General features: G+C 69.4%; 24 protein-coding genes, 1 tRNA gene and 1 other RNA gene. 13 read left to right on the top strand and 13 right to left on the bottom strand.

Features of this window, described 5'->3' with window-relative positions:
• Positions 1 to 8 precede the first annotated feature (8 nt).
• Positions 9 to 788 carry a trehalose-phosphatase gene (gene otsB / locus J2X55_RS10330; RefSeq protein WP_115917886.1) on the bottom strand — a complete coding sequence of 260 codons (780 nt, stop codon included), beginning with the start codon at positions 786 to 788 and terminating at the stop codon, positions 9 to 11.
• Positions 785 to 2,275 (bottom strand): trehalose-6-phosphate synthase, encoded by a 1,491-nt coding sequence (locus J2X55_RS10335; RefSeq protein ID WP_309823256.1) that lies wholly within the window; start codon positions 2,273 to 2,275, stop codon positions 785 to 787. Before J2X55_RS10335 ends, otsB begins: the two co-directional genes overlap by 4 nt.
• 145 nt (positions 2,276 to 2,420) lie before the next feature.
• Here J2X55_RS10335 and J2X55_RS10340 point away from each other — a divergent pair, with 145 nt between their 5' ends.
• On the top strand, positions 2,421 to 2,675 hold the full coding sequence (locus tag J2X55_RS10340) for a hypothetical protein (protein WP_115917882.1): 255 nt from the start codon (positions 2,421 to 2,423) through the stop codon (positions 2,673 to 2,675).
• 70 nt (positions 2,676 to 2,745) lie between these two features.
• Here J2X55_RS10340 and J2X55_RS10345 read toward each other — a convergent pair whose 3' ends face one another.
• The 3 genes from J2X55_RS10345 to J2X55_RS10355 are packed head-to-tail and all read right to left on the bottom strand — an operon-like array spanning position 2,746 to position 5,353.
• Positions 2,746 to 3,933 carry an acetyl-CoA C-acetyltransferase gene (locus tag J2X55_RS10345; protein WP_309823257.1) on the bottom strand — a complete coding sequence of 396 codons (1,188 nt, stop codon included), beginning with the start codon at positions 3,931 to 3,933 and terminating at the stop codon, positions 2,746 to 2,748.
• The gene (locus J2X55_RS10350) at positions 3,930 to 4,580 is read right to left on the bottom strand and encodes a CoA transferase subunit B (protein WP_309823259.1); all 651 of its coding nucleotides are present in this window, start codon (positions 4,578 to 4,580) and stop codon (positions 3,930 to 3,932) included. The genes J2X55_RS10345 and J2X55_RS10350 overlap by 4 nt, the downstream gene beginning before the upstream one ends.
• 2 nt (positions 4,581 to 4,582) lie before the next feature.
• On the bottom strand, positions 4,583 to 5,353 hold the full coding sequence (locus J2X55_RS10355; RefSeq protein ID WP_309823261.1) for a CoA transferase subunit A: 771 nt from the start codon (positions 5,351 to 5,353) through the stop codon (positions 4,583 to 4,585).
• A 103-nt stretch (positions 5,354 to 5,456) separates the two neighbouring features.
• Between J2X55_RS10355 and J2X55_RS10360 the strand changes: the two genes are divergently transcribed.
• The 4 genes from J2X55_RS10360 (at position 5,457) to J2X55_RS10375 (ending at position 9,465) form a co-directional block, all read left to right on the top strand.
• Positions 5,457 to 6,239, top strand: coding sequence for an IclR family transcriptional regulator (locus J2X55_RS10360; protein ID WP_309823263.1), 783 nt, complete (start codon positions 5,457 to 5,459; stop codon positions 6,237 to 6,239).
• Positions 6,240 to 6,289: 50 nt separating this feature from the next.
• Positions 6,290 to 6,817: a MarR family transcriptional regulator gene (locus tag J2X55_RS10365; RefSeq protein WP_309823264.1), complete on the top strand. Its 528-nt coding sequence runs from the start codon at positions 6,290 to 6,292 to the stop codon at positions 6,815 to 6,817.
• Positions 6,814 to 8,055, top strand: a complete 1,242-nt coding sequence (locus J2X55_RS10370) for an MFS transporter (protein ID WP_309823265.1) — start codon at positions 6,814 to 6,816, stop codon at positions 8,053 to 8,055. Before J2X55_RS10365 ends, J2X55_RS10370 begins: the two co-directional genes overlap by 4 nt.
• A gap of 273 nt (positions 8,056 to 8,328) precedes the next feature.
• The gene (locus tag J2X55_RS10375; protein WP_309823267.1) at positions 8,329 to 9,465 is read left to right on the top strand and encodes a S8 family peptidase; all 1,137 of its coding nucleotides are present in this window, start codon (positions 8,329 to 8,331) and stop codon (positions 9,463 to 9,465) included.
• Positions 9,466 to 9,590: 125 nt separating this feature from the next.
• On the opposite strand, the gene J2X55_RS10380 is transcribed toward J2X55_RS10375, so the two are convergent.
• A complete protein-coding gene (locus J2X55_RS10380; RefSeq protein ID WP_181906447.1) occupies positions 9,591 to 10,130 on the bottom strand; it encodes an NUDIX domain-containing protein in 540 nt (179 codons plus the stop codon).
• 158 nt (positions 10,131 to 10,288) lie between these two features.
• Between J2X55_RS10380 and J2X55_RS10385 the strand changes: the two genes are divergently transcribed.
• The gene (locus J2X55_RS10385; protein ID WP_115917866.1) at positions 10,289 to 11,203 is read left to right on the top strand and encodes a hypothetical protein; all 915 of its coding nucleotides are present in this window, start codon (positions 10,289 to 10,291) and stop codon (positions 11,201 to 11,203) included.
• Between the two features lie 149 nt (positions 11,204 to 11,352).
• A complete protein-coding gene (locus tag J2X55_RS10390; protein WP_309823270.1) occupies positions 11,353 to 11,670 on the top strand; it encodes a hypothetical protein in 318 nt (105 codons plus the stop codon).
• A gap of 62 nt (positions 11,671 to 11,732) precedes the next feature.
• Here J2X55_RS10390 and J2X55_RS10395 read toward each other — a convergent pair.
• Positions 11,733 to 11,808: transfer RNA gene (locus tag J2X55_RS10395), tRNA-Lys, on the bottom strand.
• Between the two features lie 103 nt (positions 11,809 to 11,911).
• Between J2X55_RS10395 and J2X55_RS10400 the strand changes: the two genes are divergently transcribed.
• Complete coding sequence (locus J2X55_RS10400) at positions 11,912 to 12,736, top strand: inositol monophosphatase family protein (RefSeq protein WP_115917862.1); 825 nt, start codon at positions 11,912 to 11,914, stop codon at positions 12,734 to 12,736.
• Positions 12,733 to 13,302 carry a hypothetical protein gene (locus J2X55_RS10405; RefSeq protein WP_115917860.1) on the top strand — a complete coding sequence of 190 codons (570 nt, stop codon included), beginning with the start codon at positions 12,733 to 12,735 and terminating at the stop codon, positions 13,300 to 13,302. Before J2X55_RS10400 ends, J2X55_RS10405 begins: the two co-directional genes overlap by 4 nt.
• 7 nt (positions 13,303 to 13,309) lie before the next feature.
• Here J2X55_RS10405 and J2X55_RS10410 read toward each other — a convergent pair whose 3' ends face one another.
• Complete coding sequence (locus tag J2X55_RS10410) at positions 13,310 to 13,564, bottom strand: hypothetical protein (RefSeq protein WP_115917858.1); 255 nt, start codon at positions 13,562 to 13,564, stop codon at positions 13,310 to 13,312.
• An 83-nt stretch (positions 13,565 to 13,647) separates the two neighbouring features.
• Here J2X55_RS10410 and J2X55_RS10415 point away from each other — a divergent pair, with 83 nt between their 5' ends.
• Complete coding sequence (locus J2X55_RS10415) at positions 13,648 to 14,187, top strand: YaeQ family protein (protein WP_309823272.1); 540 nt, start codon at positions 13,648 to 13,650, stop codon at positions 14,185 to 14,187.
• Between the two features lie 69 nt (positions 14,188 to 14,256).
• Here the strand turns inward: J2X55_RS10415 and ssrA are convergent.
• Positions 14,257 to 14,626: a transfer-messenger RNA gene (gene ssrA, locus J2X55_RS10420) on the bottom strand.
• Positions 14,627 to 14,810: 184 nt separating this feature from the next.
• Here ssrA and J2X55_RS10425 point away from each other — a divergent pair.
• Together J2X55_RS10425 and J2X55_RS10430 are read left to right on the top strand one after the other, a co-directional pair.
• Positions 14,811 to 15,434 (top strand): hypothetical protein, encoded by a 624-nt coding sequence (locus J2X55_RS10425; RefSeq protein WP_115917854.1) that lies wholly within the window; start codon positions 14,811 to 14,813, stop codon positions 15,432 to 15,434.
• Between the two features lie 36 nt (positions 15,435 to 15,470).
• Complete coding sequence (locus J2X55_RS10430) at positions 15,471 to 16,130, top strand: SIMPL domain-containing protein (RefSeq protein WP_309823274.1); 660 nt, start codon at positions 15,471 to 15,473, stop codon at positions 16,128 to 16,130.
• Between the two features lie 10 nt (positions 16,131 to 16,140).
• Here the strand turns inward: J2X55_RS10430 and smpB are convergent, their stop codons facing one another.
• The 4 genes from smpB to prfB form a co-directional block, all read right to left on the bottom strand.
• Positions 16,141 to 16,617, bottom strand: a complete 477-nt coding sequence (smpB, locus tag J2X55_RS10435) for an SsrA-binding protein SmpB (RefSeq protein WP_074696877.1) — start codon at positions 16,615 to 16,617, stop codon at positions 16,141 to 16,143.
• An 85-nt stretch (positions 16,618 to 16,702) separates the two neighbouring features.
• Positions 16,703 to 17,620: a permease-like cell division protein FtsX gene (gene ftsX, locus J2X55_RS10440; RefSeq protein ID WP_115917850.1), complete on the bottom strand. Its 918-nt coding sequence runs from the start codon at positions 17,618 to 17,620 to the stop codon at positions 16,703 to 16,705.
• On the bottom strand, positions 17,617 to 18,669 hold the full coding sequence (gene ftsE / locus J2X55_RS10445; protein WP_115917848.1) for a cell division ATP-binding protein FtsE: 1,053 nt from the start codon (positions 18,667 to 18,669) through the stop codon (positions 17,617 to 17,619). The genes ftsX and ftsE overlap by 4 nt, the downstream gene beginning before the upstream one ends.
• A 126-nt stretch (positions 18,670 to 18,795) precedes the next feature.
• The gene (gene prfB / locus J2X55_RS10450) at positions 18,796 to 19,905 is read right to left on the bottom strand and encodes a peptide chain release factor 2 (RefSeq protein WP_115917846.1); all 1,110 of its coding nucleotides are present in this window, start codon (positions 19,903 to 19,905) and stop codon (positions 18,796 to 18,798) included.
• Positions 19,906 to 19,976: 71 nt separating this feature from the next.
• Between prfB and J2X55_RS10455 the strand changes: the two genes are divergently transcribed.
• Positions 19,977 to 21,215, top strand: a complete 1,239-nt coding sequence (locus J2X55_RS10455; RefSeq protein ID WP_309823568.1) for an MFS transporter — start codon at positions 19,977 to 19,979, stop codon at positions 21,213 to 21,215.
• Positions 21,216 to 21,299 lie beyond the last annotated feature (84 nt).

Here is a 21,299-nt window from a genome sequence, read left to right on the forward strand (position 1 = left end):
GCGTCGATTCAGTGGATGTGCGCGCGGCGCAGCCGTGCGACGTCCTCCAGCACCGCCACGAAAGCGTCGATGTCCGCGACACGCAGCGTCGCCGCGGTCTCTCCCCCACCGACGCGCACGCCGAGATCACCGGCGTTCAGCGAGTTCAGGGCGTCTTCGTCGGTGACGTCGTCTCCGGCGAACAGCACGGCCGAGGCGCCCACCCGCTCGCGCAGGTGCGCGACCGCCGAGTCCTTGCCCTCGTGTCGGAACGAGAACTCCAGGATGTCGTGTCCGGTGCGTCGACGCCACGAGGGCGCCTCGTCGGCGAGCAGCTGATCGACGAGCGAGCGCGCGGCGTCGGCGGTGCCGGCATCCGCGGTGCGCGTGTGCACGCCGAGGCCGTACTCCTTCGGCTCGATCCAGACCCCGTGCATGTCGGCGGTGCGGTCCGTGACCTCTTTCTGCAGGCGGTCGCGCAATGCGATGTCGGTCTCGTCGTCACCGGCGGCCTGGATTCCCTCCCCGGGAACCCAGAACTGCGCGCCGTGGGAGCCGGCGAGCCAGATCGGGGAGGCGTCGTCGTGCTCGGAGATCTCGCGCAGGTGCCCGAGCGAGCGGCCCGACACGAGAGCGACGACCGTGCGCGGCAGCGCGGCCAAGGCGTCGATCGCGGCCCGCGCACCCGGCGTCATCCGCGCCGACATCGGCTCGTCGACGAGCGGCGACAGGGTGCCGTCGAAGTCCAGCGCGATCAGCAGCGTCTCGGTGGTGGCGACGGCCTCGATGGCCGCGTCGGCGGCGGTCATTCGGCATCCGTCTCGTCGATGGGCTCGCGTTCGGGGGTCGAGCCGTCGTCGCCCTCGCCGACCTCGGCCGCCGCGGCGGCGCTCGACGACTTCTCGTGGAAGACCGACAGAGCCTCGAGGAACTCCCGCGACCAGTCCTCGACGTCGTGGTCGCGCACGCGCTTGCGCAGGGCCCGCATGCGGCGACCCTGTTCGGCGGCGGGCATGTCGATCGCCCGCACGATCTGGTCTTTCAGGCCGTCGATGTCGTGCGGATTGATCAGCAGCGCGCTGCCCATCTCGTCGGCCGCACCCGCGAACTCGCTGAGCACGAGCACTCCGCGGTTGTCGATGCGGCTGGCGACGTACTCCTTGGCGACGAGGTTCATGCCGTCGCGCAGGGCGGTGACGAGCATCACATCGGCGGCGAGGAACAGCGCCACCATCTCTTCGCGCGGATACGACTGGTGCAGGTAGCGGATCGCGGTGTGCGTCGTGGTGTCGTAGTCGCCGTTGATGCGTCCGACGGTCATCTCGATCTCGTCGCGCAGCTGGACGTACGCGTCGACGCGTTCGCGGCTGGGACTCGCGACCTGCACGAGGGTGGCGTCCTCGACCGTGGCGCGGCCGTCTTCGAGCAGCTCGCCCCACGCCTTCAGACGGTGGCGGATGCCCTTGGTGTAGTCGAGACGGTCGACGCCGAGCAGGATCTTGCGCGGGTTGCCGAGCCCCTCGCGTATCTCTTTCGCGCGCTGCTGGATCTCGGGCTTTTGCGCGAGTTCGATGTACGAGTCGGCGTCGATCGAGATCGGGAACGCCTTCGCGAGGGCCACGCGCGTGCCGCCCGACGCGTCGGGGACCAGGATGCCGCTGGCCTTGGTCTCGTACCGCAGCTGCCGCCGGACGGCCCGGGCGAAGTTGCCCGCGTCGGCGACCCGCTGGAAGCCGATGACGTCGGCGCCCAGCAGTCCTTCGAGCACCTGCCGGCGCCACGGGAGCTGCGAGTACAAGCCGTAGGCGGGGAAGGGGATGTGGTGGAAGTACCCGATCGTGAGGTCGGGGCGCAGCTCGCGCAGCAGTTTGGGGACGAGCTGGAGCTGATAGTCCTGCACCCAGACGATGCCGCCCTCGGCGGTGACGTCGGCCGCCGCCTTCGCGAAGCGCTCGTTGACCTTGACGTAGGCGTCCCACCAAGCGCGCTTGTAGGTGGGCTCGGCGATGACGTCGTGGTACAGCGGCCAGATGGTGTCGTTCGAGAAGCCCTCGTAGTACAGCTGCACGTCGGAGGCCGACAGGGTCACCGGAACGAGGTGCGTGCCCTCGAAGTCGAAGGGCTCGACGGTGGCGTCGGCTTGTCCGGCCCACCCCACCCAGGCGCCCTCGGCGCGGCGCATCACGGGTTCGAGAGCGGTGACGAGACCGCCGGGTGAGCGTCTCCACCCCTCTCCGTCGGGGGTGCGATCGACGGGCAGTCGGTTGGCGACGACGACGAAATCGGCCTGGGTCACAGGTCCTCCTCGGGGATCGTCCTCAGGCTAACAGCGCGCTCGGATCCGTCGAGGGGGTGGACGCCATGCGATAGAGCGGTCCGACGGCCGACGCCTCTCGTGTCAAGGTGCCGCGCCCGGCCGTGCCGCTCGATAGGTTGGGCGCATGCGGCAGTACATCTTCGGAACCGGTCTTCTCAGCGCCATCACCGGCGGCGTCACCCTCTTGCGGAGCCTCAAGAACGACGAGCCGTTCACCTGGCGCACCGCTCTCGCCTGGCTCAGCTGGGGCATCACGCTGGCCCTCGCGATCGGGGCCGTCGTCGACACGCGTCGGGCACGCCGCGGCCGCGTGATCGCGGGCGACTCCCCCGTGTCGAAGAAGCAGGAGAAGCTGTTCAAGAAGCGCCTCGCGCGCTGACCCACAGAACGTCGGACGGATGCCGGGACCTCGCGGTCGCGGCATCCGTCCGTCGTCTGTGCGCGAGAGGTCAGCGGGTCAGGATCAGCGCGTCGCCCTGACCGCCGCCGCCGCAGAGCGCCACCGCGGCCGTGCCGCTCCCCCGCCGCACCAGCTCGTGCACGGCGTGCACGACGAGGCGGTTGCCCGAGGCTCCGATGGGGTGACCGATCGCGATGCCGCCGCCGTGCGGATTGACGACGTCGTCGGAAAGCCCGAGTTCGGCCTGCGAACGGGCGACGACGGCGCCGAAGGCTTCGTTGATCTCGACGAGATCGAGGTCGGGTGCCGAGATGCCCTGCTTCTCGAGCGCCCGGGCGATCGCGCGGGCGGGCTGATCGTGCAGGGAGTTGTCGGGACCGGCGACTTGGCCCGCGGCCCCCACGACGGCCAACACGTCCCACCCGTGCTGCTCGGCCACCGCGCGAGTGGTCACGACCACCGCGGAGGCGCCGTCGGAGATCTGCGAGGCGTTTCCCGCGGTGATCGAGCCGCCCTCCGCGAAAGCGGGTCGCAGCTTCGCGAGGGTCTCGACGGTGGTATCGGCGCGGATCCCCTCGTCGGCGGTGACGACGACCGGATCGCCCTTGCGCTGCGGGATCTCGACCGGAACGATCTCGGCGTCAAAGACGCCCTCGGCCTGCGCTCGGGCAGCGCGCTGGTGGGAGCGGGCGGCCACGGCATCCTGGGCTTCCCGGGTGACCTCGTACCGGGCATTCGCGCGTTCGGTCGAGGCGCCCATGCTCTCTCGGTCGTACGCGTCCGTCAGGCCGTCGTACGCCATGTGGTCGAGCACCTCCACGGAGCCGTACGCGTAGCCGTCGCGCGAGTTCATCAGCAGGTGGGGCGCACGGGTCATGGACTCCATGCCCGCGGCGACGACGACCGAGGCGTCGCCGAGGCGCAGCATGCGCGCGGCGTCGATGATCGCGGTGAGGCCCGACAGGCAGACCTTGTTGATCGTGGCGCTGTGGACGTCCCACCCTATGCCGGCAGCGATCGCGGCCTGGCGCGCGGCGTTCTGTCCGGCCCCGGCCTGCAGGACCTGTCCGACGAGCACGGCATCGACGGTCTCGGCCGGGATGCCGCCGCGCTCGAGCGCTCCGCGGATGGCGGCGGCGCCGAGCTGCACGGCGGTGAGCGGGGCGAGCCGCCCCTTGAGGCGGCCCTGGGGGGTGCGGGCCGCGGCGACGATGACGACGTCGTTCTCGGTGGTCATGCGATCTCCTCGGTGAGTCTCACGGTCAGCGGGGGCTCGGTGGCCGCCCGCACCTCGTCGACGCTCACCCCGGGGGCGAGCTCGACGAGCACGAGTCCATCCTCCGTCACGTCGAGGACGGCGAGGTCGGTGATGAGGCGATCGACGACGCCGCGACCGGTGAGCGGCAGCGAACAGGCCTGCACAATCTTGGGCGAGCCGTCCCGGGCGACGTGCTCCATCAGCACGATCACGCGCGCGGCGCCGTGGACGAGGTCCATCGCCCCGCCCGGGCCCTTGACCATCTTTCCGGGGATCATCCAGTTCGCCAGATCTCCGGATGCCGACACCTGCATCGCCCCGAGGATGGCGGCGTCGATCTTGCCGGCGCGGATCATGCCGAAGCTCAGCGCCGAGTCGAAGAAGGCCGCACCGGGCAGGGTCGTGACGGTCTCTTTACCGGCGTTGATGAGGTCGGCGTCGACCGCGTCCTCGCTCGGGTACGGCCCGACGCCCAGGATGCCGTTCTCGGACTGCAGAACGACGGTGACGCCATCGGGGACGTGATTGGGCACGAGGGTGGGCAGGCCGATGCCGAGGTTCACGTACGAGCCGTCGGCGAGTTCGCGGGCGGCGCGGGCCGCCATCTCGGTGCGGGTCAGAGGCATGGTCAGTGGTTCCCCTCGCGCACCGTGCGCTTCTCGATGCGCTTCTCGATCTCGCCGACCTCCACGATGCGGTGGACGTAGACGCCGGGGAGGTGGACGGCATCCGGGTCGATCTCGCCGGGCTCGACGAGGTGCTCGACCTGAACGATGCAGGTGCGTCCCGCCATCGCGGCGAGGGGGTTAAAGCTGCGCGCGGCTTTGCGGAAGACGAGGTTGCCGTGGCGATCGCCCTTCCACGCGTGCACGAGCGAGAAGTCGGTGGTGAGGGCCTCTTCCATCACGAATTCACGGGGCTCGCCGTCCACGTCGAAGACGCGGACGTCCTTGGCCGGGGACGCCACGGCGATGCCTCCCGACCCGTCGTACCGCTGCGGTAGCCCGCCGTCGGCCACCTGCGTACCCACCCCGGTCTGCGTGTAGAAAGCCGCGATCCCGGAGCCGCCGGCGCGCAGCTTCTCGGCGAGCGTGCCCTGCGGGGTGAGCTCGAGCTCGAGTTCTCCGGAGAGGAACCGGCGCTCGAACTCCCTGTTCTCGCCCACGTACGACGAGGTCATCTTGCGGATGCGCCCGGCGCCCAGCAGGATCCCGAGCCCCCAGTCGTCGACGCCGCAGTTGTTGGACACGACCGAGAGGTCGCGCGTGCCCTGCGCGAGCAACGCTTCGATGAGGGCGATGGGGTTGCCGGACAATCCGAACCCGCCGACGGCCAGCGAGGCCCCGTCGGGGATGTCGGCGACCGCCTCGACGGCGGTGGCGACGGTCTTGTCGATCACGCGAACTCCTTCGATCGGGTGTCTCTTCACCGTGGCTCTCCGACCGCCGTGCGAGCGACCCGGTGCTTGTCATGTGGATGGCGTGCGGCGTAGCGTCCACATCGTGGACAGCGATTCCCGTTCCGTGCCCGGCGCACAGGCGATCTCGCGAGCGGCGCGGCTCCTGCGGCTCGTCACGGCCGCCGGCCACGACGGAGCCACCGTGGGCGATCTCGCCCGCGGTGCCGACCTGACCCGGCCGACCGCGCATCGCCTGCTGAGCGCGTTGCGCGCCGAGGGGCTCGTGGACCGCGACGAAACGACGGGGCGCTGGCTCCCGGGACCCGAGCTGTACCTGATGGGGAATGTCGCGGCATCCCGGTTCGACATCACCTCGACCGCTCGCGACATCGTGCGCTCGCTCGCCGTGCGGACGGAAGAGAGCGCGTTCCTTTCGGTGCGACGTGGAGACGAGACCGTCTGCTTAGTTCGCGAGGACGGGAGCTTCCCCATCCGCTCGTTCGTCCTGTCGGAGGGGGTGCGGTTCCCGCTCGGAGTGGCCTCGGCGGGGTTGGCGATCCTGGCGTTCCTGCCCCCGCACGATGTGGACGCCTACCTGGAGCGGCATCCGGAACTGCCCGCGAAGTGGGGGGCGTCGCACTCCCCCGAGCGCCTGCGCACGAGGATCCGCGACACGCAGGCCCGTGGGTACGCGGTCAATCCGGGGCTGATCGTGGAGGGCAGCTGGGGACTGGGCGCGGCCGTCTTCACCCGGTCGGGAGACCCGCAGTGGGCGCTCAGCCTGACGGGAGTCGACTTCCGGTTCGGCGGCGAGCGCCTCGCGGAGCTGGGTCGGACCCTGCTTGCGCACGCGCATCAGTTGTCGTCGCGGATCTCATCACGCTGACTCGCCACCGATAGATACCCCAGGTATATACCGGGGGTATACTTCTATGCATGACCCGTGACGACGACCTGCAGACCCTGCTGCTCGCGGTGCACGCGCTCACCCGGATCGCCGCTCTCGACACGCAGACCGAGGCCCCCGCCGCGCAGTGGCGCACGCTGACCCTGCTGCGGGACCACGGCCCGCAGCGCCTGGGAGATCTGGCCAGGCTCAGTCGCGTGACGCAGCCCGGCATGACCCGCCTCGTCCACCAGCTGGACGCGGCCGGCCTCGTCGAGCGACGACGGCACCCCGAGGACTCGCGGGTGAGCGTCATCGCCGCGACCCCGGAGGGCCTCACTGCGCTGGACGGCTGGTACGAGCAGTTCCGCGCCGCCCTCGCGCCCCACGTCGCCGACCTCTCGGACAGCGAATGGGATGCCGTGAGCCTCACCGCCAGCGCGCTGTCACGGCGCGTGGGGATGGTGCCGACCGCCACGGGTCACGACGAAACCCCCGACGACGAAGACGACGCCGACACGACCGAAGATCGCGGAGCCCTCGTGGGCGCCGCACGAGAAGAGGAGGTGGTCCGGTGAGCGCCGGTACCGCAGCAGTCAGCAAGGCGCCCAGCGTCTGGAAACAGCCGGCGCAGGTGTGGGCGGTCGCCTTCGCGTGCGTCGTCGCCTTCATGGGCATCGGCCTGGTCGACCCGATCCTTCCCGCGATCGCCGACGCCCTGAAGGCGTCTCCGGTCGAGACCGAGCTGCTGTTCACCAGCTACCTCGTGGTCACCGGTCTCGCGATGCTCGTCACGAGCTGGATCTCGAGCCGCATCGGCGCCAAGGCGACCCTGCTGGTGGGTCTCGGTCTGATCGTCGTCTTCGCCTTCTTCTGCGCCATCAGCGGGAGCGTCGACGCCGTCATCGGCTTCCGCGCCGGATGGGGTCTGGGCAACGCCCTGTTCATCTCCACGGCGCTGGCGACCATCGTGGGAGCCGCGTCCGGCGGCAGCTCGGCCGCGATCATCCTCTACGAAGCCGCTCTGGGCCTCGGTATCGCCGTGGGGCCGTTGCTCGGCGGCATCCTGGGCGAGGTCAGCTGGCGCGGGCCGTTCTTCGGCGTGGTGGTGCTCATGGCGATCGCGTTCCTCGCGGTGCTCGCGCTGCTGCGCGGGCCCGCTCCCGAGCGGAAGCCCCTCCCCTTCAGCGCTCCCTTCCGCGCCCTGGGTCGTCCAGCGCTGGCGATCCTCGCCGCGACCGCGCTGTTTTACAACATCGGCTTCTTCACCCTGCTGGCGTTCTCGCCGTTCCCGCTGGGGTTCGGGGCGATGGGCATCGGCCTGACCTTCTTCGGGTGGGGCCTGGGCCTCGCGATCACGAGCGTGTGGGTCGCTCCCCTGCTGCTTCGCCGCCTCCGTCTGACGACGGTGCTATTGATCGCCCTCCCCCTGCTGGCTCTCGACCTGCTCGTCGCGGCGTTCATCGTCTCGTCGGCCGTGGCCCTGGTCGTCTGCATCATCGTGGGCGGTCTCGTCCTCGGCGTCGTGAACACCGCGCTCACCGAGGCCGTCATGGAGGCCACCGACCTGCCCCGCTCCGTGGCGTCGTCGGCATACTCGGCCGTGCGCTTCCTCGGCGGTGCGGTCGCTCCCCCGCTCGCAGCGCTGCTGTGGCACGCGTACGGCGCCGGGGTGCCCTACGTGATGGCCGCGGTGTCGGTGGTGATCTCGGCCGCGTGCATCCTGTTCGGCCGGCGCCTGCTCGCGCACGTCGACGGAACGCACGCGGATGCCGCCGACGAGGGCGCCGCCGTTCTCATCGGGGACGCGGCCTGAGCTCAGGCAGCAACACCCGCCGCGGAGGGGCCGGACCGGAGGGTTCGGCCCCTCCGTTGCGCCAGGCCGACTTCCCGTCACTTCCACGCGCGGACGATCATGACGACCGAAAACGAAACGGCTGTCCCGTTTCGGTAACGTAAATTCTCTCGGAGAAGCTCTCGGATCCGGCGTCCCGCGTCCTACCTTCGGTGCATGACTTCCCCCGGAGTCAGCGCCGTTCCCCCGGTCGGCGCCGAGCGAGCCCGCCACGTCGGGCGAGAGAGGATCCCCATGTCATCGACGACCCGTGCACGATCCCGGCGGACCATCGCATCCGCCGTCGTCACCGTCGCCGGAGCGCTCACCGCTCTGTGCCTCGCCCCGGCAGCGGTGGCCGCACCCGAAGTGGAAGACGACTACATCGTCATGCTCGAGGGCGGCACCGCCGTCGACCGCATCTCCCAACGGCTGGGCGCGCTCCTTCCCGCCGGAGCGGTGACGCGGACGTTCGACGCCCTCGGCGGCTTCGTCGCCACACTGAGCCCCTCCCAAGCCGAACTCCTCTCGCAGAGCCCCCTCATCGAGAGCGTGGAGCGCGACTCCGTGATGACGACGCAGGTCACCTGGGGACTCGATCGCATCGATCAGCCCGACCTGCCGCTCGACGACTCCTATACGCCGGACGGCACCGGCGCGGGAGTGACCGCGTACATCATCGACACAGGCATCGTGCCGGCCGATCCCGAATTCACGGGCCGAGTGACCCCGGGTTACACCGCGATCTCCGACGGGCGCGGCACGGACGACTGCAACGGCCACGGCACGCACGTCGCCGGTACCGTCGGCAGCGAGACCTGGGGGGTCGCGACCGACGTCGACCTCGTCGCGGTACGCGTCCTCGGGTGCGACGGTTCCGGATCGACGTCGGGCGTCATCGCCGGCATGGACTGGGTCGCGAGCAACGCCGCACGACCGGCCGTGGCGAACATGAGCCTGGGTGGCACGTACAGCTCGGCGACCAACGAGGCCGTCCAGCGCATGACCGACAGGGGCATCACGGTCGCCGTCGCCGCGGGCAACGACTCCCTGCCCGCGTGCACCTCGTCGCCGGCCTCCGCCGCCTCGGCGCTGACGGTCGCCGCCAGCTCGCGCACCGACGCCCGGGCGTCGTTCTCGAACTTCGGCAGCTGCGTCGATCTGTTCGCTCCGGGAGTCGACATCACCTCGACCTGGCTGAACGGAACGACCAACACCATCTCGGGTACCTCCATGGCTTCACCGCACGTCGCGGGTGTCGCCGCGCTCGTCCTCCAGCAGTCGCCGGGTGCGTCTCCCGCGGACGTGACCTCGACGATCCTGGGCGATGCCGTGTCGGGCCGCATCAGCAACGCCCTCACCTCGCCGAACCTCCTGGTGCAGGTGCCGTAAGCGCCACGCCCCGCAGGTGCGGAGATGACCCATCCCGCACACGGACATCCCCTCCGCCAGGCACGTGTGCCGCGGAGGGGATGCTTCGTGGGTGTCCCGGGTGAAGGGATCGGCCGGCTGCGGTGTCAGACGCCGTCGACGCGGTCGCGCATCTCTGCGACCCGTTGCTCCAGCGTCTCCCACAGTTGATCGAAACGGGCGTTCCACGGAGTCGCGAAGACACCGTCCTGCCACCGCTGGTGCACGACGTCGAGGGTGACCCACTCGGCATCCTGGACCTCCTCCGGGTCGGGCACGGGCGCCGGCTCGCCCTCGATGCGAGCCACCCACAGGTCGAACAGAGCGCTCTCCTCCACGACGCGTCCGACGAGCACGAGATCGTCAGAAGAGCGCACCATGCCGGTCTCTTCGGCGAGCTCGCGCACCGCGCCCGTACGACTGGTCTCTCCGCGCAGGGCGCTGCCGGCGGGGAACTCCCACGCCAACGGGTAGTCCTTACCCGCGGCCCGCAGGCTCATCAGCACGCGCCCACTCGACGACACCAGGCACACGGATGCCACGACGTGGAACGACCCCGCCGGCACGGGACCATCGCCGCGTCGGTGCAACGTCCCTGTCGGGGTCCCCTGGATGTCGGTGACATCCCACATCTCGTCATCGGCCATCGAAACCTCCCGGGTCCGTCGTGCGCCGCGTGCGGCGCGTCGATCCATCCTGCCGGGCGCACAGACCCGGCGCAGGAGGATTGCGCGGGGTAGCCGCGCGCGATTTGAAAGGCGCGGGATCCCCCAGTAGCGTTCCGAGCCGGGGGTCACGGGGAATCATGCTGCTGTCGTCGGTGGGGATCGTCATCGTCTCTGTCGCTGTCGCCATCGTCGTCGCTGCGTACTCCTTCGCCCGACCCCGCCCCCTGGATCCCCGCGCCGCCGCGTTGAGAATCGCGGCCGCGGCCGCGGCGCTCTCCGTCGGGTCGGCCCTCATGCGTCTCATCGGAGACCGCGATGTGAACGTCGTCGCTGCCAGCTTCCCCGCTGACACCACGTTCGTTCTGTCCATCGGCCTCATGTGCGTCGCGATGACCATGACGCGGGAGCGTCTCGCACGCTCCGCAGCGGGCGCAACACTCCTCGCGGGGCTGACGGTCGCCACGAGTTCGGTGTTGCTTCCACCCGACGCAGCGCGCATCGTGCTGCTCTGCACGCTCGCCCTCGCCTGCGGCGCCTGCGCGACACTGGCACTGCGCAACAGGGCGTTACCCCGGCCACCCCGCATCGTCGTCGCCGTCGCAACGGTCTTCTACGCCCTCCACTGCGCGACGCGCGCGCTGGCTTATCTGACCAACGGGCCGGACGCCGTCTTCGGCGCCGCGCCGTTCGGCGTGAGCACCTTGGCTGCGGCGCTCCTCGCCAACGCCGGCGTCGCCGCCGCCATTCTTCTGCTTTTCCTCCCCGTCGCTCGCGACGCCACAGCGGCCTCGCGAGCGTGGACGACCTTGACCATCGCGGATTGGCGTCTCGTCGTCGACGCCTACGGGATCCTGCGCGCCCGAGAACTCGTGTCCGACCTTCAGATCGCCGTCCGCCACCGAGACCCCGAGGCACGAAATGCGCGCCACGGCATTTCCACGACCCTCCAGTCACCGCTGCAGACGCTCACGACGTATCTGATCTACGAGTACGGATGGCAGCCGCACGAGATCGCGCTCATCGATGCACGGACCGAGCAACGCGCCGCCTGACGCATGCGCGCGTGCCAAGGGGGCGACCCCCGCCGAGAACTCAGGCGCGAGGGTCGCGACGCAGTCTTCACCGCTCTTCGCACGTCGCGTACGCGGTAACGCATGCGGCGCGTGCCACAATCGCGGCACGCGATTGCATTGGGGGACACATGAAGGCTGGGCAGCGCGGCATGGCTATCACCGGCCTCCTGGTCGGCGGCGCAGCCCTCCTCGTGGGTGGCATGGTGCTTACCGTGGTCAAGGGGTCTCAGATCATCGGCATGGGTGTCCAGGTGTTCGGGGCATGGTTCAGCTACGTGCCGATCTTCGGCGAAGCATCTCCGAAGCCGATTCCGGCCTATGACTTCTTCTGGCCCGCGCTCGCGCTCGTCGGAGGATTGGCCGCGTTCTTCCTGGGCTGGGTAGTCATCATCAGGAGTGCAGCGCTCGCCTGGCCGACTCGATTCGACCGCTCGCTCCGCAAGTAATCTTGCATGGGCGAAACGACAAACCGCCCCACACCAGTGATGCCTGGTGTGAGGCGGTTTCTTGGTGCACCCCCTGGGACTTGAACCCAGAACCCACTGATTAAGAGTCAGTTGCTCTGCCGATTGAGCTAGAGGTGCGTTCCGTTCGGCCGGAGTTTCGCTCTCCGCGCCGAGGAATGACACTACCAGGCGTGACTCGAGCACACCAAATCGAGCCAGGTACGCCGGTTATCCTTGACCCGTGTCTCCTATCGAAGAGCCCGCCGCGCCCCTCGCGGACCTGACCGACGATCTCGCGCTCGCCCTTCGTCTGGCCGACGCCGCCGACGCGGTCGCCATGGAGCGCTTCGACTCCCCCGACCTCCGGATCGACACGAAGCCCGACCGCACGCACGTCACCGAGGCCGACCTCGCCACCGAGCGCGCGATCCGACAGATCCTGGATGCCGAGCGCCCCGGCGACTCCGTCCTCGGTGAGGAGTACGGAACCTCGGGCGACACATCCCGGCGCTGGGTGATCGACCCGATCGACGGCACCCACAACTACATGCGGGGAATCCCGGTGTGGGCGACCCTCATCGCGCTGACGGTGGACGGCGTCCCCCGGGTCGGGGTCGTCAGCCAACCCGCCATCGGCCGACGCTGGTGGGCCGCCACCGGACACGGCGCGTGGACCACCACCGCCGCCGGCGACACCCGACGCATCTCGGTGTCCGCGATCGATGAGATCTCGGCATCCAGCATCAGCTTCCAGAGCATCGAGCAGTGGGACGACGTCGATCTCGTCCCCACCCTCGAGAAGCTCGCTCGGGCGGTGTGGCGCGACCGCGCGTACGGTGACGCCCTCCCCTACATGTGGCTCGCCGAGGGCCGCCTCGAGCTCGTCGCCGAGTTCGACGTGAAGGAGTACGACATCGCCGCGATCGCCCCCATCGTCCGCGAGGCCGGCGGACGCTTCACCGCGTTCGACGGCACCGATCGCCTTGACGCCGGATCCTCGCTCGCGACGAACGGCCTCTTGCACGACGACTTCTTCGCCCTGCTGCATGAGGATGACGCGCGATGAACCGCTCACGCTCGCCGCTTCTCGCCGCCGCCGGGCTTCTCGCGGCTCTTACACTCGCCAGCTGCACCTCGATGCCCGAGACCGCCCCCAGCGTCGCCGCCAGCGCCACGGCGAGCGATGCGCCCACGCCGGACGCCGCCGCCAGTTCGACCCCGACGACGGATCCCATCGATCCGACCTGCGAGAACATCATCCCGACGTCCACCGTCGACGACTTCAAGAGCCTCGGGTGGACCTCCCAGGAAGAGCCGTTCCGCATCGGTGCGACCACCCTCGATGACGGCATCCAGTGCAAGTGGGGCGACGCGAAGGTCGCCTCCGACCGCGTGCAGATCTTCGGCTGGGCGCCCATCGACGACGCGACTGCCCAGCAGGCCGAGAAAGACCTCGTCGCCTCGGGCTGGAAGCTCGAGCGCGACGCCACCGGCGATTACGTCACCGAGAATCCCGACTGGCTCGGCGGTCGTGGAGCCGACGGCTACGGCCTGACCTACCTGTTCGGCGACGGCTGGGTGAAGTTCGCCGACACCCGCCAGAGCCTGCTCCTCGTCGAGACCCCGCAGTAGGGCGGGCCTACCGGTACGGATTCACCGCGGTGGTGTCCGTCGCCGCCGCGAACCCTTCGTCCCACGCGTCTCCGCGCGCTTCGAGGCCCCGCCACAGCTCGTCGGCGCGCAGCACGCGGTGCGCGAGAGCGACCCAGTCGCTCCACCCGCCCTCGACCGGAGCGCCCTCATCGCGCGCGCCGGCCCGCCACCGCGCCGAGTCCGGCACCGGTTCGAGGTGGAACGGACCGATGTCGATGCGGGTAGTACGCGGGTCGGGCATTCCTCGACGCTAGCTGGTTCACGGGGACGCACGGGCGTCCTCCGATCCGTTGACACGGGTCCGACCGCGTAGGCTCGATCCTCGTGGCTATCGGCTCGACCATTCACACCTTCACGGTGCAGCTCTCAGACGTTGACCGCGGCGTCTATGACGAATTGCCGCTGCGCGTCGCGCGGCATCCCTCCGAGACGGCTCCGTACATGCTGACGCGCGTGCTGGCGTACTGCCTCGAGTACGAGGAGGGCATCGGCTTCAGCGAGGGCGTCGCCGCCACCGACGAGCCCGCCGTGATGGTCCGCGATCTCACCGGCGCGCTCGTCGCCTGGGTCGAGGTGGGAGCCCCGGATGCCGCTCGCCTCCACGCCGGCAGCATGAAAGCCGAACGGGTCGCCGTGTACACGCACCGCGACCCCGAGAAGGTCGCCGCGCCCTGGGCGGGCAAGCGCATCCACCGCGCCGACGAGGTGCTGCTGCACAGTTTCGAGCCCGGTTTCGTCGAGAAGCTCGCGGATGCCATCGAGCGGCGCAACACGGCGACGCTGACCCGCACCGAGGGGCGCGTCTACCTCGAGCTCAACGGTGTCTCGGGTGAGAGCGACATCCACACGCGCGCGGCGGGCTGAGCGCACACGAAAAAGTCCCCACCCTCGCCGAAACGGGCGAAGATGGGGACTTCTTCATATGACAACGGCTCGTGGAGCTGGGGGGAATCGAACCCCCGTCCAACGCTGGGTCTCCGCGTTTTCTCCGGGCGCAGTCTGTGCAGACGTTCTACTCGGCTCCGACCTTTGTCACAGACACCTAAGTCGACAAGCCCAGCCTGGGAAAAGTCCCGCGTGACGTCCAGACGCCGTCACACAGCAAGACCCCTAAATGACGCCAGATTCCGTGGCGGGGTCGCACACGGCCTGACGGACTATCGGGCTCGCTTACGCAGCGAGGGCGAAGTCAGTGCGCTTAGCATTGGCACTTATTGTTTTGCAGGGAGCGTTTACGAGATAACCCCACATCCTCGGCCCGCTTCTCGCGGGTTCGCAGGCGCTGTCGAAACCGATCAGCCCCAGGAACTCCGTGATGGAGCGGCCGTTGTCACACTGTTGAGTTACCACCTCGGCAGCCGAAGCTCCCGAGCGTCACAGTCTATAACGGATCGTGGGCGCGATGATTCCCGCTCGACGCGCAACGATCTGATGACGACGCCGGAAAGGGTCTTCATCGAGGCTGCGTTGTCGATACGTTCAGAGCCATGACCACTCGCCCCTCGCTGCTCCCGCTCACTCTCGTCCTCGGGGGCGTACTCGCTCTCTCCGCCTGCACCGCGTCACCGGAGCCGGCCGCCGAGACAGCCACCCCGTCTCCGTCCCCGTCGCCGACGACGACCGCGACGATCTCGCCGAGCCCCGAGGTATCACCCACCGCCACCCCCGACGTCGCACCGGTCGTGTACACCTCGTGCGACGACGTCATCACCCCCGCGTTCCGTCAGACGGTTTCCGACAACGGCTGGGTGGGCTGGAACATGGTGGGCCGTGAGATCGGTCACAGCCCCTTCGACAGGTTCCCCCAGGGCGCGCCCACCGGTCAGCTCAGCTGCCGCTTCGGAGCCGGACCCGAGGTCGCGACCGACAACGTCATCGACCTCGCGTGGGCGCCGATCGACGCCACGACAGCCGCTGCCGCTCAACGTGCTCTCGAGGCGGAAGGCTTCCAGCGCGTCGACACCTCCGACGCCGTCCAGTGGGGAATGCGTTCCGACGACGGCAGCGCGAAGGACGACGACGGCTGGGGCGAGACCTACTCTTTCAGCGGCTCCGAGGTGCGCTGGGCCGTCGTGCGCTCCCAACTCGACCTGCTCCAGCCGCCCGCCTGACCGGGGCCGCCTCCCCCTGTCCCGTAGGCTCACCGCATGAGCGACGTCGTCATCACCGTCCGGGGCGAGAGCAACGCCCGCGCCCGCGCCGAAGAGGCTGCCGTCCGCGTGACCGTGTCCACCGACGGTCCGTCGCGCGGTCCGGTCGTCGAGCGGGCGCAGGAGCGCGCCGCGAGCGTGCAGGACGGTCTGGTCGCCCACCTTCGATCGGGAGAGGTGTCGGAGTGGTCGAGCGCCCGCGTCTCGGTCTGGTCCGACCGCCCGTGGAACAACGAGGGCGCGCAGCTCCCCCTTGTCCATCACGCGGCGGTGGAGCTGTCGGCCACCTTCACCGACGCCGGGGCGCTGTCGTGGTGGCTCAGTGACGTCGCCGAGTCCGACGACGTGCAGGTGACCGCGGTGGAGTGGCGCCTGTCCCCCACCACCCGCGCGCGAGTCGAGCGCGAGGTCGCCGCCGACGCCGTGCATGTGGCCGTGGAGCGCGCGACCGCGTACGCGGACGCTCTGGGGCTGGCATCCGTCTCCGCCGTCGAGATCGCGGATGCCGGATTGCTCGCCGCGAACCCGGAGGCTCCGACCCCCTTCGGCGCGCGCATGATGGCCGCGTCGGGACCCGGCGGCGGACCGTCGTTCAGCTTGCAGCCGCCCGAGATCGTCGTCACGTCGGTCGTCGAGGGGCGCTTCCGCGCCGAGTGACCGGCGGGGCTTACTCGCCCAGACGGTTCTTCGTGCGCATCGCGCGCTCGGCCTCGCGCTTGTCTTCGCGCTCGCGGATGGTCTGGCGCTTCTCGAACTCGCGCTTACCCTTGGCGACCGCGATCTCGACCTTCGCGCGCCCGTCGAGGAAGTACAGCCGCAACGGCACGAGCGTGTATCCGCCCGCCGACACCGCGTGCGAGAGCTTGATGATCTCTTCCTTGTGCAGCAGCAGCTTGCGCGTGCGCTTGGCCGAGTGATTCGTCCAGTGCCCCTGCGAGTACTCCGGGATGTGCACGGCGTCGAGGAAGGCCTGGCCGCCGTCGATATAGGCGTAGCCGTCGGTCAGGTTCGCGCGCCCCTGGCGCAACGACTTCACCTCGGTGCCGGTGAGCACCAATCCGGCTTCGTACGTCTTCTCGATGGCGTAGTCGTGACGCGCCTTCTTGTTCGACGCGATGAGCTTTTCACCCTGCTCACGAGGCATGGTGCCACCTCCTCATGATTATGGGCACACAGAGCCTTACAGTTTACCCCCACCGGATGCCGGCCGAGCGCGGCGCCGCGGGATGCTAGGCGCGGAGCCAGCGACGGATGGCGAAGCTCGCGCTCAGTGCCGCGAGCACGATACCGATCACGACGAGGAGCGGAATCACGATCGCCACGTCGCCGAAGTCCACCCACGACGTGATGAACCCGATCCGGTCCCGGAGGTACTGGTTCACCCCGACTCCGACGATCGCCCACACCGCCACGCTCGCCAGGGCCGAACCGATGAGCGCGGCCAGCACACCCTCGACGACGAACGGTGTCTGGATGAAGCGGTTGGATGCACCCACCAGCCTCATGATGCCGAGCTCTCGACGTCTCGCGAAGGCCGAGAGACGGATGGTCGTGGCGATCAGCAGCACGGCGGCGATCAGCATGAGACCGGCGATGCCGACGGCCACGTAGGTCGCGACGGTGAGTGCTTGGAACAGGGGTTCGAGGTACTGCAGCTGGTCGGTGACCGCCTCGACACCGTTCTGGCCGCTGAAGGCCTCGGCGATGACGTCGGATTGACTCTGATCGACCAGGTTGATGCTGAAGGTCGCGTTGAACTGGTCCGCCGTCACGACACCGGCGATGTCCTCGGGAAGCTGCTGCTTCGCGTTCTCGAACACCTGGTCGCTGGTCTGGAAGGTGTAGTCGCGGATCAGCGGCGCGAGCGCCTGCCCGTCGAGCGTCGCCTTCACCGCGTCGATCTGGTCCTGCGTCGCCGGCTCGCCCGCGACGCACGTGGGGGCGTTCGACGACGCCGCACACATGAACACCGCCACCTGGGCACGATCGGCCCAGTACGACTGCATCTTGCCGATCTGCATCTGCATGAGCATCGCCGCGCCGACGAAGGTCAGCGACACGAAGGTGACGAGGATGACCGAGATCACCATCGACGCGTTGCGGCGGAGACCGGTGAAGGCCTCCGAGAGGATGAGCCCGAACCTCATGACGTGGGTCCCACTTCGTCGTTGCGGTCTTTCTTCTCGCCCAAGCCGAGCCGGTCGGCGAGACCGAGAGCATCGACGTCGGGGCGGGTGACCGGAATGGAGCGTGTGTTCGTGCCCGGCTCGCGGGGCTCGACGGCGGCGGGCGCGTCGGGCTCGGCATCCTGGGCGGGGTCCGCGGATGCCGCGGGGGCGGGAGCCGCATCCGACCGCGGCGCCGCAGACGCGGGCTCGGCACCGGGCTTCGTGAGCGGCTCGACCGGACCCGTGAGCCCGGTCACCTCTCGCTGCACCTCGAGGACGGCCGTCAGGGCCGCCACGGCCGCCGCACCGCGCTCGATCTCGGGTGCCAGGCGCGGCAGGCTCGACGTGTCGCCGTACCCGCCATGACGCTCGTCACGCACCATCTCGCCGCCGCGCAGCTCGATCACGCGACGCTGCATCTGGTCGACGAACCCGGCCTCGTGGGTCGCCATGACGACGGTCGTCCCCCCGGCGTTGATGCGCGCGAGAAGGCGCATGATGTCGATCGACGTGCCGGGGTCGAGGTTTCCGGTCGGCTCGTCGGCCAGCAGCACCTGGGGGCGGTTCACGAGGGCGCGCGCGATGGCCACACGCTGCTGCTCTCCACCCGACAGCTCGTGCGGCAGACGCTTCTCTTTGCCGTCGAGACCGACGAGCGCGAGCACCTCGGGCACCGCCTGCTGGATGAACCCGCGCGACGCTCCGGTCACCTGCAGCGTGAAGGCGACGTTCTGGTGCACCGTCTTGTTCGGCAGCAGGCGGAAGTCCTGGAACACCGAACCGATGTGGCGGCGGAAGTAGGGAACCTTGCGGTTCGACAGCGTACGCAGGTCGCGGCCGAGCACCACGACGCGACCGTCGCTGGGTGTCTCGGCGCGCAGGATGAGCTGCAGGCACGACGATTTGCCGGAGCCCGAAGCGCCGACGAGGAAGACGAATTCCCCGCGCTGCACTTCGAAGTCGACGGCGTTCAGGGCGGGCTTCGCGGTGCCGCGATACCGCTTGGTGACGTTCTCGAACCGGATCATGGCTCGACGAGCCTAAGCGCGGGCCCCGGGCACGCCGACAGGACGCGCCGTGTCACGAAACGGAGAAAGCCCTCTGGATGCCGAGGTGCCGGCATCCAGAGGGCTTGCTGTCGAGAGCGAACGGGCTCAGTCGTCGTCCTTGCGTTTGCGCCAGCGGATGCCGGCCGCGATCAGTCCGTCGAGGTCGCCGTCGAAGACGACCGCGGGGTTGCCGACCTCGTAGCCGGTGCGCAGGTCTTTCACGAGCTGCTGACCGTAGAGAAAGTACGAGCGCATCTGATCGCCCCAGCTCGCGGTGATCGTGCCGGCGAGCTCTTTCTTCTTCGCGGCCTCTTCTTCGCGCTTGAGCAGCAGCAGGCGCGTCTGGAGCACGCGCATGGCCGCGGCGCGGTTCTGGATCTGCGACTTCTCGTTCTGCATCGACACGACGAGGCCGGTGGGGAGGTGCGTGATGCGCACGGCGGAGTCGGTGGTGTTGACCGACTGACCGCCGGGCCCCGACGACCGGAACACGTCGACGCGGATGTCGCCCTCGGGGACCTCGACCTCGACGGCCTCTTCCATCACGGGGATGACCTCGACCGCGGCGAAGCTCGTCTGGCGCTTGTCGGCACCGCCGAACGGGCTGATGCGCGCGAGGCGGTGGGTGCCCGCCTCGACCGACAGCGTGCCGTAGGCGTAGGGGACGTCGACCTCGAAGGTGGCCGACTTGATGCCGGCGCCTTCGGCGTAGGAGGTGTCCATGACCTTGACGGGGTACTTGTGGCGTTCGGCCCAGCGCAGGTACATGCGCAGCAGCATCTCGGCGAAGTCGGTGGCGTCGTCGCCGCCGGCGCCGGAGCGGATCGTCACGACAGCGGAACGGGGGTCGTACTCGCCGTCGAGGAGCGTCTGCACCTCGAGCTGGCCGATCACGTCTTTCAGCGAAGCGAGTTCGCGGCGGGCCTCGTCGGCGGACTCCTCGTCGTCCATCTCGATCGCGAGCCCGACGAGCACCTCGAGGTCGTCGAGGCGCTGCTCGATCTCCGAGACGCGCTTGAGCTCCGCTTGGCGATGGCTGAGGCGGCTGGTGACCTTCTGAGCGTTCTCGACGTCGTCCCAGAGGTCGGGGGCACCGGCCTCGTCGCTGAGGCGTTCGATGTCGGCTTTGAGTGCGTCGACGTCGACCACGGCCTGGATATCGGCGAAGGTCGAGCGCAGCGCCTGGATGTCGGCGGTCAAATCGAGTTCGAGCATTTGAGATCAAGCCTATCGTGGAGACAGTGACAGCCGACTCTCCCCGGAACGTGCTGGTGCGCTTCGCACCGATGATCTACGGCCCCACCCTGCTCTTCGCCCTGGGCGAGGGAGCCGTGATCCCCCTCATCCCCGTCATCGCGAACCGCCTCGGCGCCGACGTCGCCCTCGCCGCGCTCGTGGCGGCCGCCCTCGTGGTCGGGCAGCTGTGCGGGAACATCCCCGCGGGCTGGGCCGTCGCCCGCTTCGGCGAGCGCCTGACGATGGGCGTGGCGGGGATCGTGGTGCTCGCGGGGCTCCTCGGCATCGTGTTCGCTCAGTCGCTGGCGTTCTTCACCGCGGCGGTGTTCCTCATCGGTTTCTGCGCGGCCTCGTTCGCCCTGGCGCGCCATTCGTTCATGACCACGCGCGTCCCGCTGACGTTCCGGGCGCGAGCTCTCTCGCTGCTGGGTGGCACGTTCCGCCTCGGCATGTTCGTCGGCCCGTTCATCTCGGCGGCGCTCCTGGCGGTCTTCGGCACCGAGACGGCATCCATCGTCTTCTTCGCCGTCTGCCAGGTCGCCACGATCCTGCTCGTGTTCTTCGGCCCCGACCCCGAGAAGGCGATCCCGGTCGGCGCGGGTGCGCCCACCCGAGCAGGTGCGGGCGACTCCCGCGACGCCGAGGACACCGGCGAGCCCGTCACCGGCGCGATCCCCACGGTGGAACGTGTCGGGGTGTTCCGCACGATGTGGCGGTACCGCGGAGTGCTGGCGCGCCTGGGGCTCGCCGCCTCGTCGCTGTCGGCCGTGCGCTCGGCGCGCCAAGTCGTCCTGCCCCTGTGGGGTGTCTCCCTCGGGATGGATGCCGGCACCATCGCCGTGGTCGTGGGCGTCTCGGGAGCGATCGATTTCGCCCTCTTCTACGCGAGCGGTCAGGTGATGGACCGCTTCGGTCGTCTGTGGGCGGCCCTCCCGGCGATGGTCCTCATGGGCGCGGGCTTCTTTGCCCTGTCGTTCACGCACGATCTGTCGTCGGCGGCCATGTGGTACGCGATGTTCGCCGCGGTCCTCGGGGTCGGCAACGGCTTGTCGAGCGGCATCCTGCTCACCCTTGGCGCGGACGTGGCTCCCCCCACGGATCCCGCGGCGTTCCTCGGCTCCTGGAGGACGTTGACCGATGGCGGCGGCGCGGTGGCCCCGTTGATCGTGTCGGCCCTGACGGCCATGGCATCCCTCTCGGTCGGCGTCGGCGCGATGGGGGTGATCGCCGTCCTGGGGGCGGCCGGCTTCATCCGCTGGGTTCCCCGCTACGTCCCGCGCTCCCGCTGACCGCGCCACGCCCGCCTGAGGGGCCACTCTCCGTCGCTCGGGGCACTCCTCGGCGACGAACTCTGACCCCTCACGCGAGAGGAG

This window comes from Microbacterium sp. 1154 (genome assembly GCF_031455375.1).
Lineage (GTDB): Bacteria > Actinomycetota > Actinomycetes > Actinomycetales > Microbacteriaceae > Microbacterium.

Coding starts and splice junctions, on each gene's coding strand:
- otsB (WP_115917886.1), bottom strand. CDS start 788: ATGACCGCCGCCGACGCGGCCATCGAGGCCGTCGCCACCACCGAGACG.
- J2X55_RS10340 (WP_115917882.1), top strand. CDS start 2,421: ATGCGGCAGTACATCTTCGGAACCGGTCTTCTCAGCGCCATCACCGGC.
- J2X55_RS10345 (WP_309823257.1), bottom strand. CDS start 3,933: ATGACCACCGAGAACGACGTCGTCATCGTCGCCGCGGCCCGCACCCCC.
- J2X55_RS10350 (WP_309823259.1), bottom strand. CDS start 4,580: ATGCCTCTGACCCGCACCGAGATGGCGGCCCGCGCCGCCCGCGAACTC.
- J2X55_RS10365 (WP_309823264.1), top strand. CDS start 6,290: ATGACCCGTGACGACGACCTGCAGACCCTGCTGCTCGCGGTGCACGCG.
- J2X55_RS10375 (WP_309823267.1), top strand. CDS start 8,329: ATGTCATCGACGACCCGTGCACGATCCCGGCGGACCATCGCATCCGCC.
- J2X55_RS10380 (WP_181906447.1), bottom strand. CDS start 10,130: ATGGCCGATGACGAGATGTGGGATGTCACCGACATCCAGGGGACCCCG.
- J2X55_RS10385 (WP_115917866.1), top strand. CDS start 10,289: ATGCTGCTGTCGTCGGTGGGGATCGTCATCGTCTCTGTCGCTGTCGCC.
- J2X55_RS10390 (WP_309823270.1), top strand. CDS start 11,353: ATGAAGGCTGGGCAGCGCGGCATGGCTATCACCGGCCTCCTGGTCGGC.
- J2X55_RS10405 (WP_115917860.1), top strand. CDS start 12,733: ATGAACCGCTCACGCTCGCCGCTTCTCGCCGCCGCCGGGCTTCTCGCG.
- J2X55_RS10410 (WP_115917858.1), bottom strand. CDS start 13,564: ATGCCCGACCCGCGTACTACCCGCATCGACATCGGTCCGTTCCACCTC.
- J2X55_RS10425 (WP_115917854.1), top strand. CDS start 14,811: ATGACCACTCGCCCCTCGCTGCTCCCGCTCACTCTCGTCCTCGGGGGC.
- J2X55_RS10430 (WP_309823274.1), top strand. CDS start 15,471: ATGAGCGACGTCGTCATCACCGTCCGGGGCGAGAGCAACGCCCGCGCC.
- smpB (WP_074696877.1), bottom strand. CDS start 16,617: ATGCCTCGTGAGCAGGGTGAAAAGCTCATCGCGTCGAACAAGAAGGCG.
- ftsX (WP_115917850.1), bottom strand. CDS start 17,620: ATGAGGTTCGGGCTCATCCTCTCGGAGGCCTTCACCGGTCTCCGCCGC.
- ftsE (WP_115917848.1), bottom strand. CDS start 18,669: ATGATCCGGTTCGAGAACGTCACCAAGCGGTATCGCGGCACCGCGAAG.
- prfB (WP_115917846.1), bottom strand. CDS start 19,905: ATGCTCGAACTCGATTTGACCGCCGACATCCAGGCGCTGCGCTCGACC.
- J2X55_RS10455 (WP_309823568.1), top strand. CDS start 19,977: ATGATCTACGGCCCCACCCTGCTCTTCGCCCTGGGCGAGGGAGCCGTG.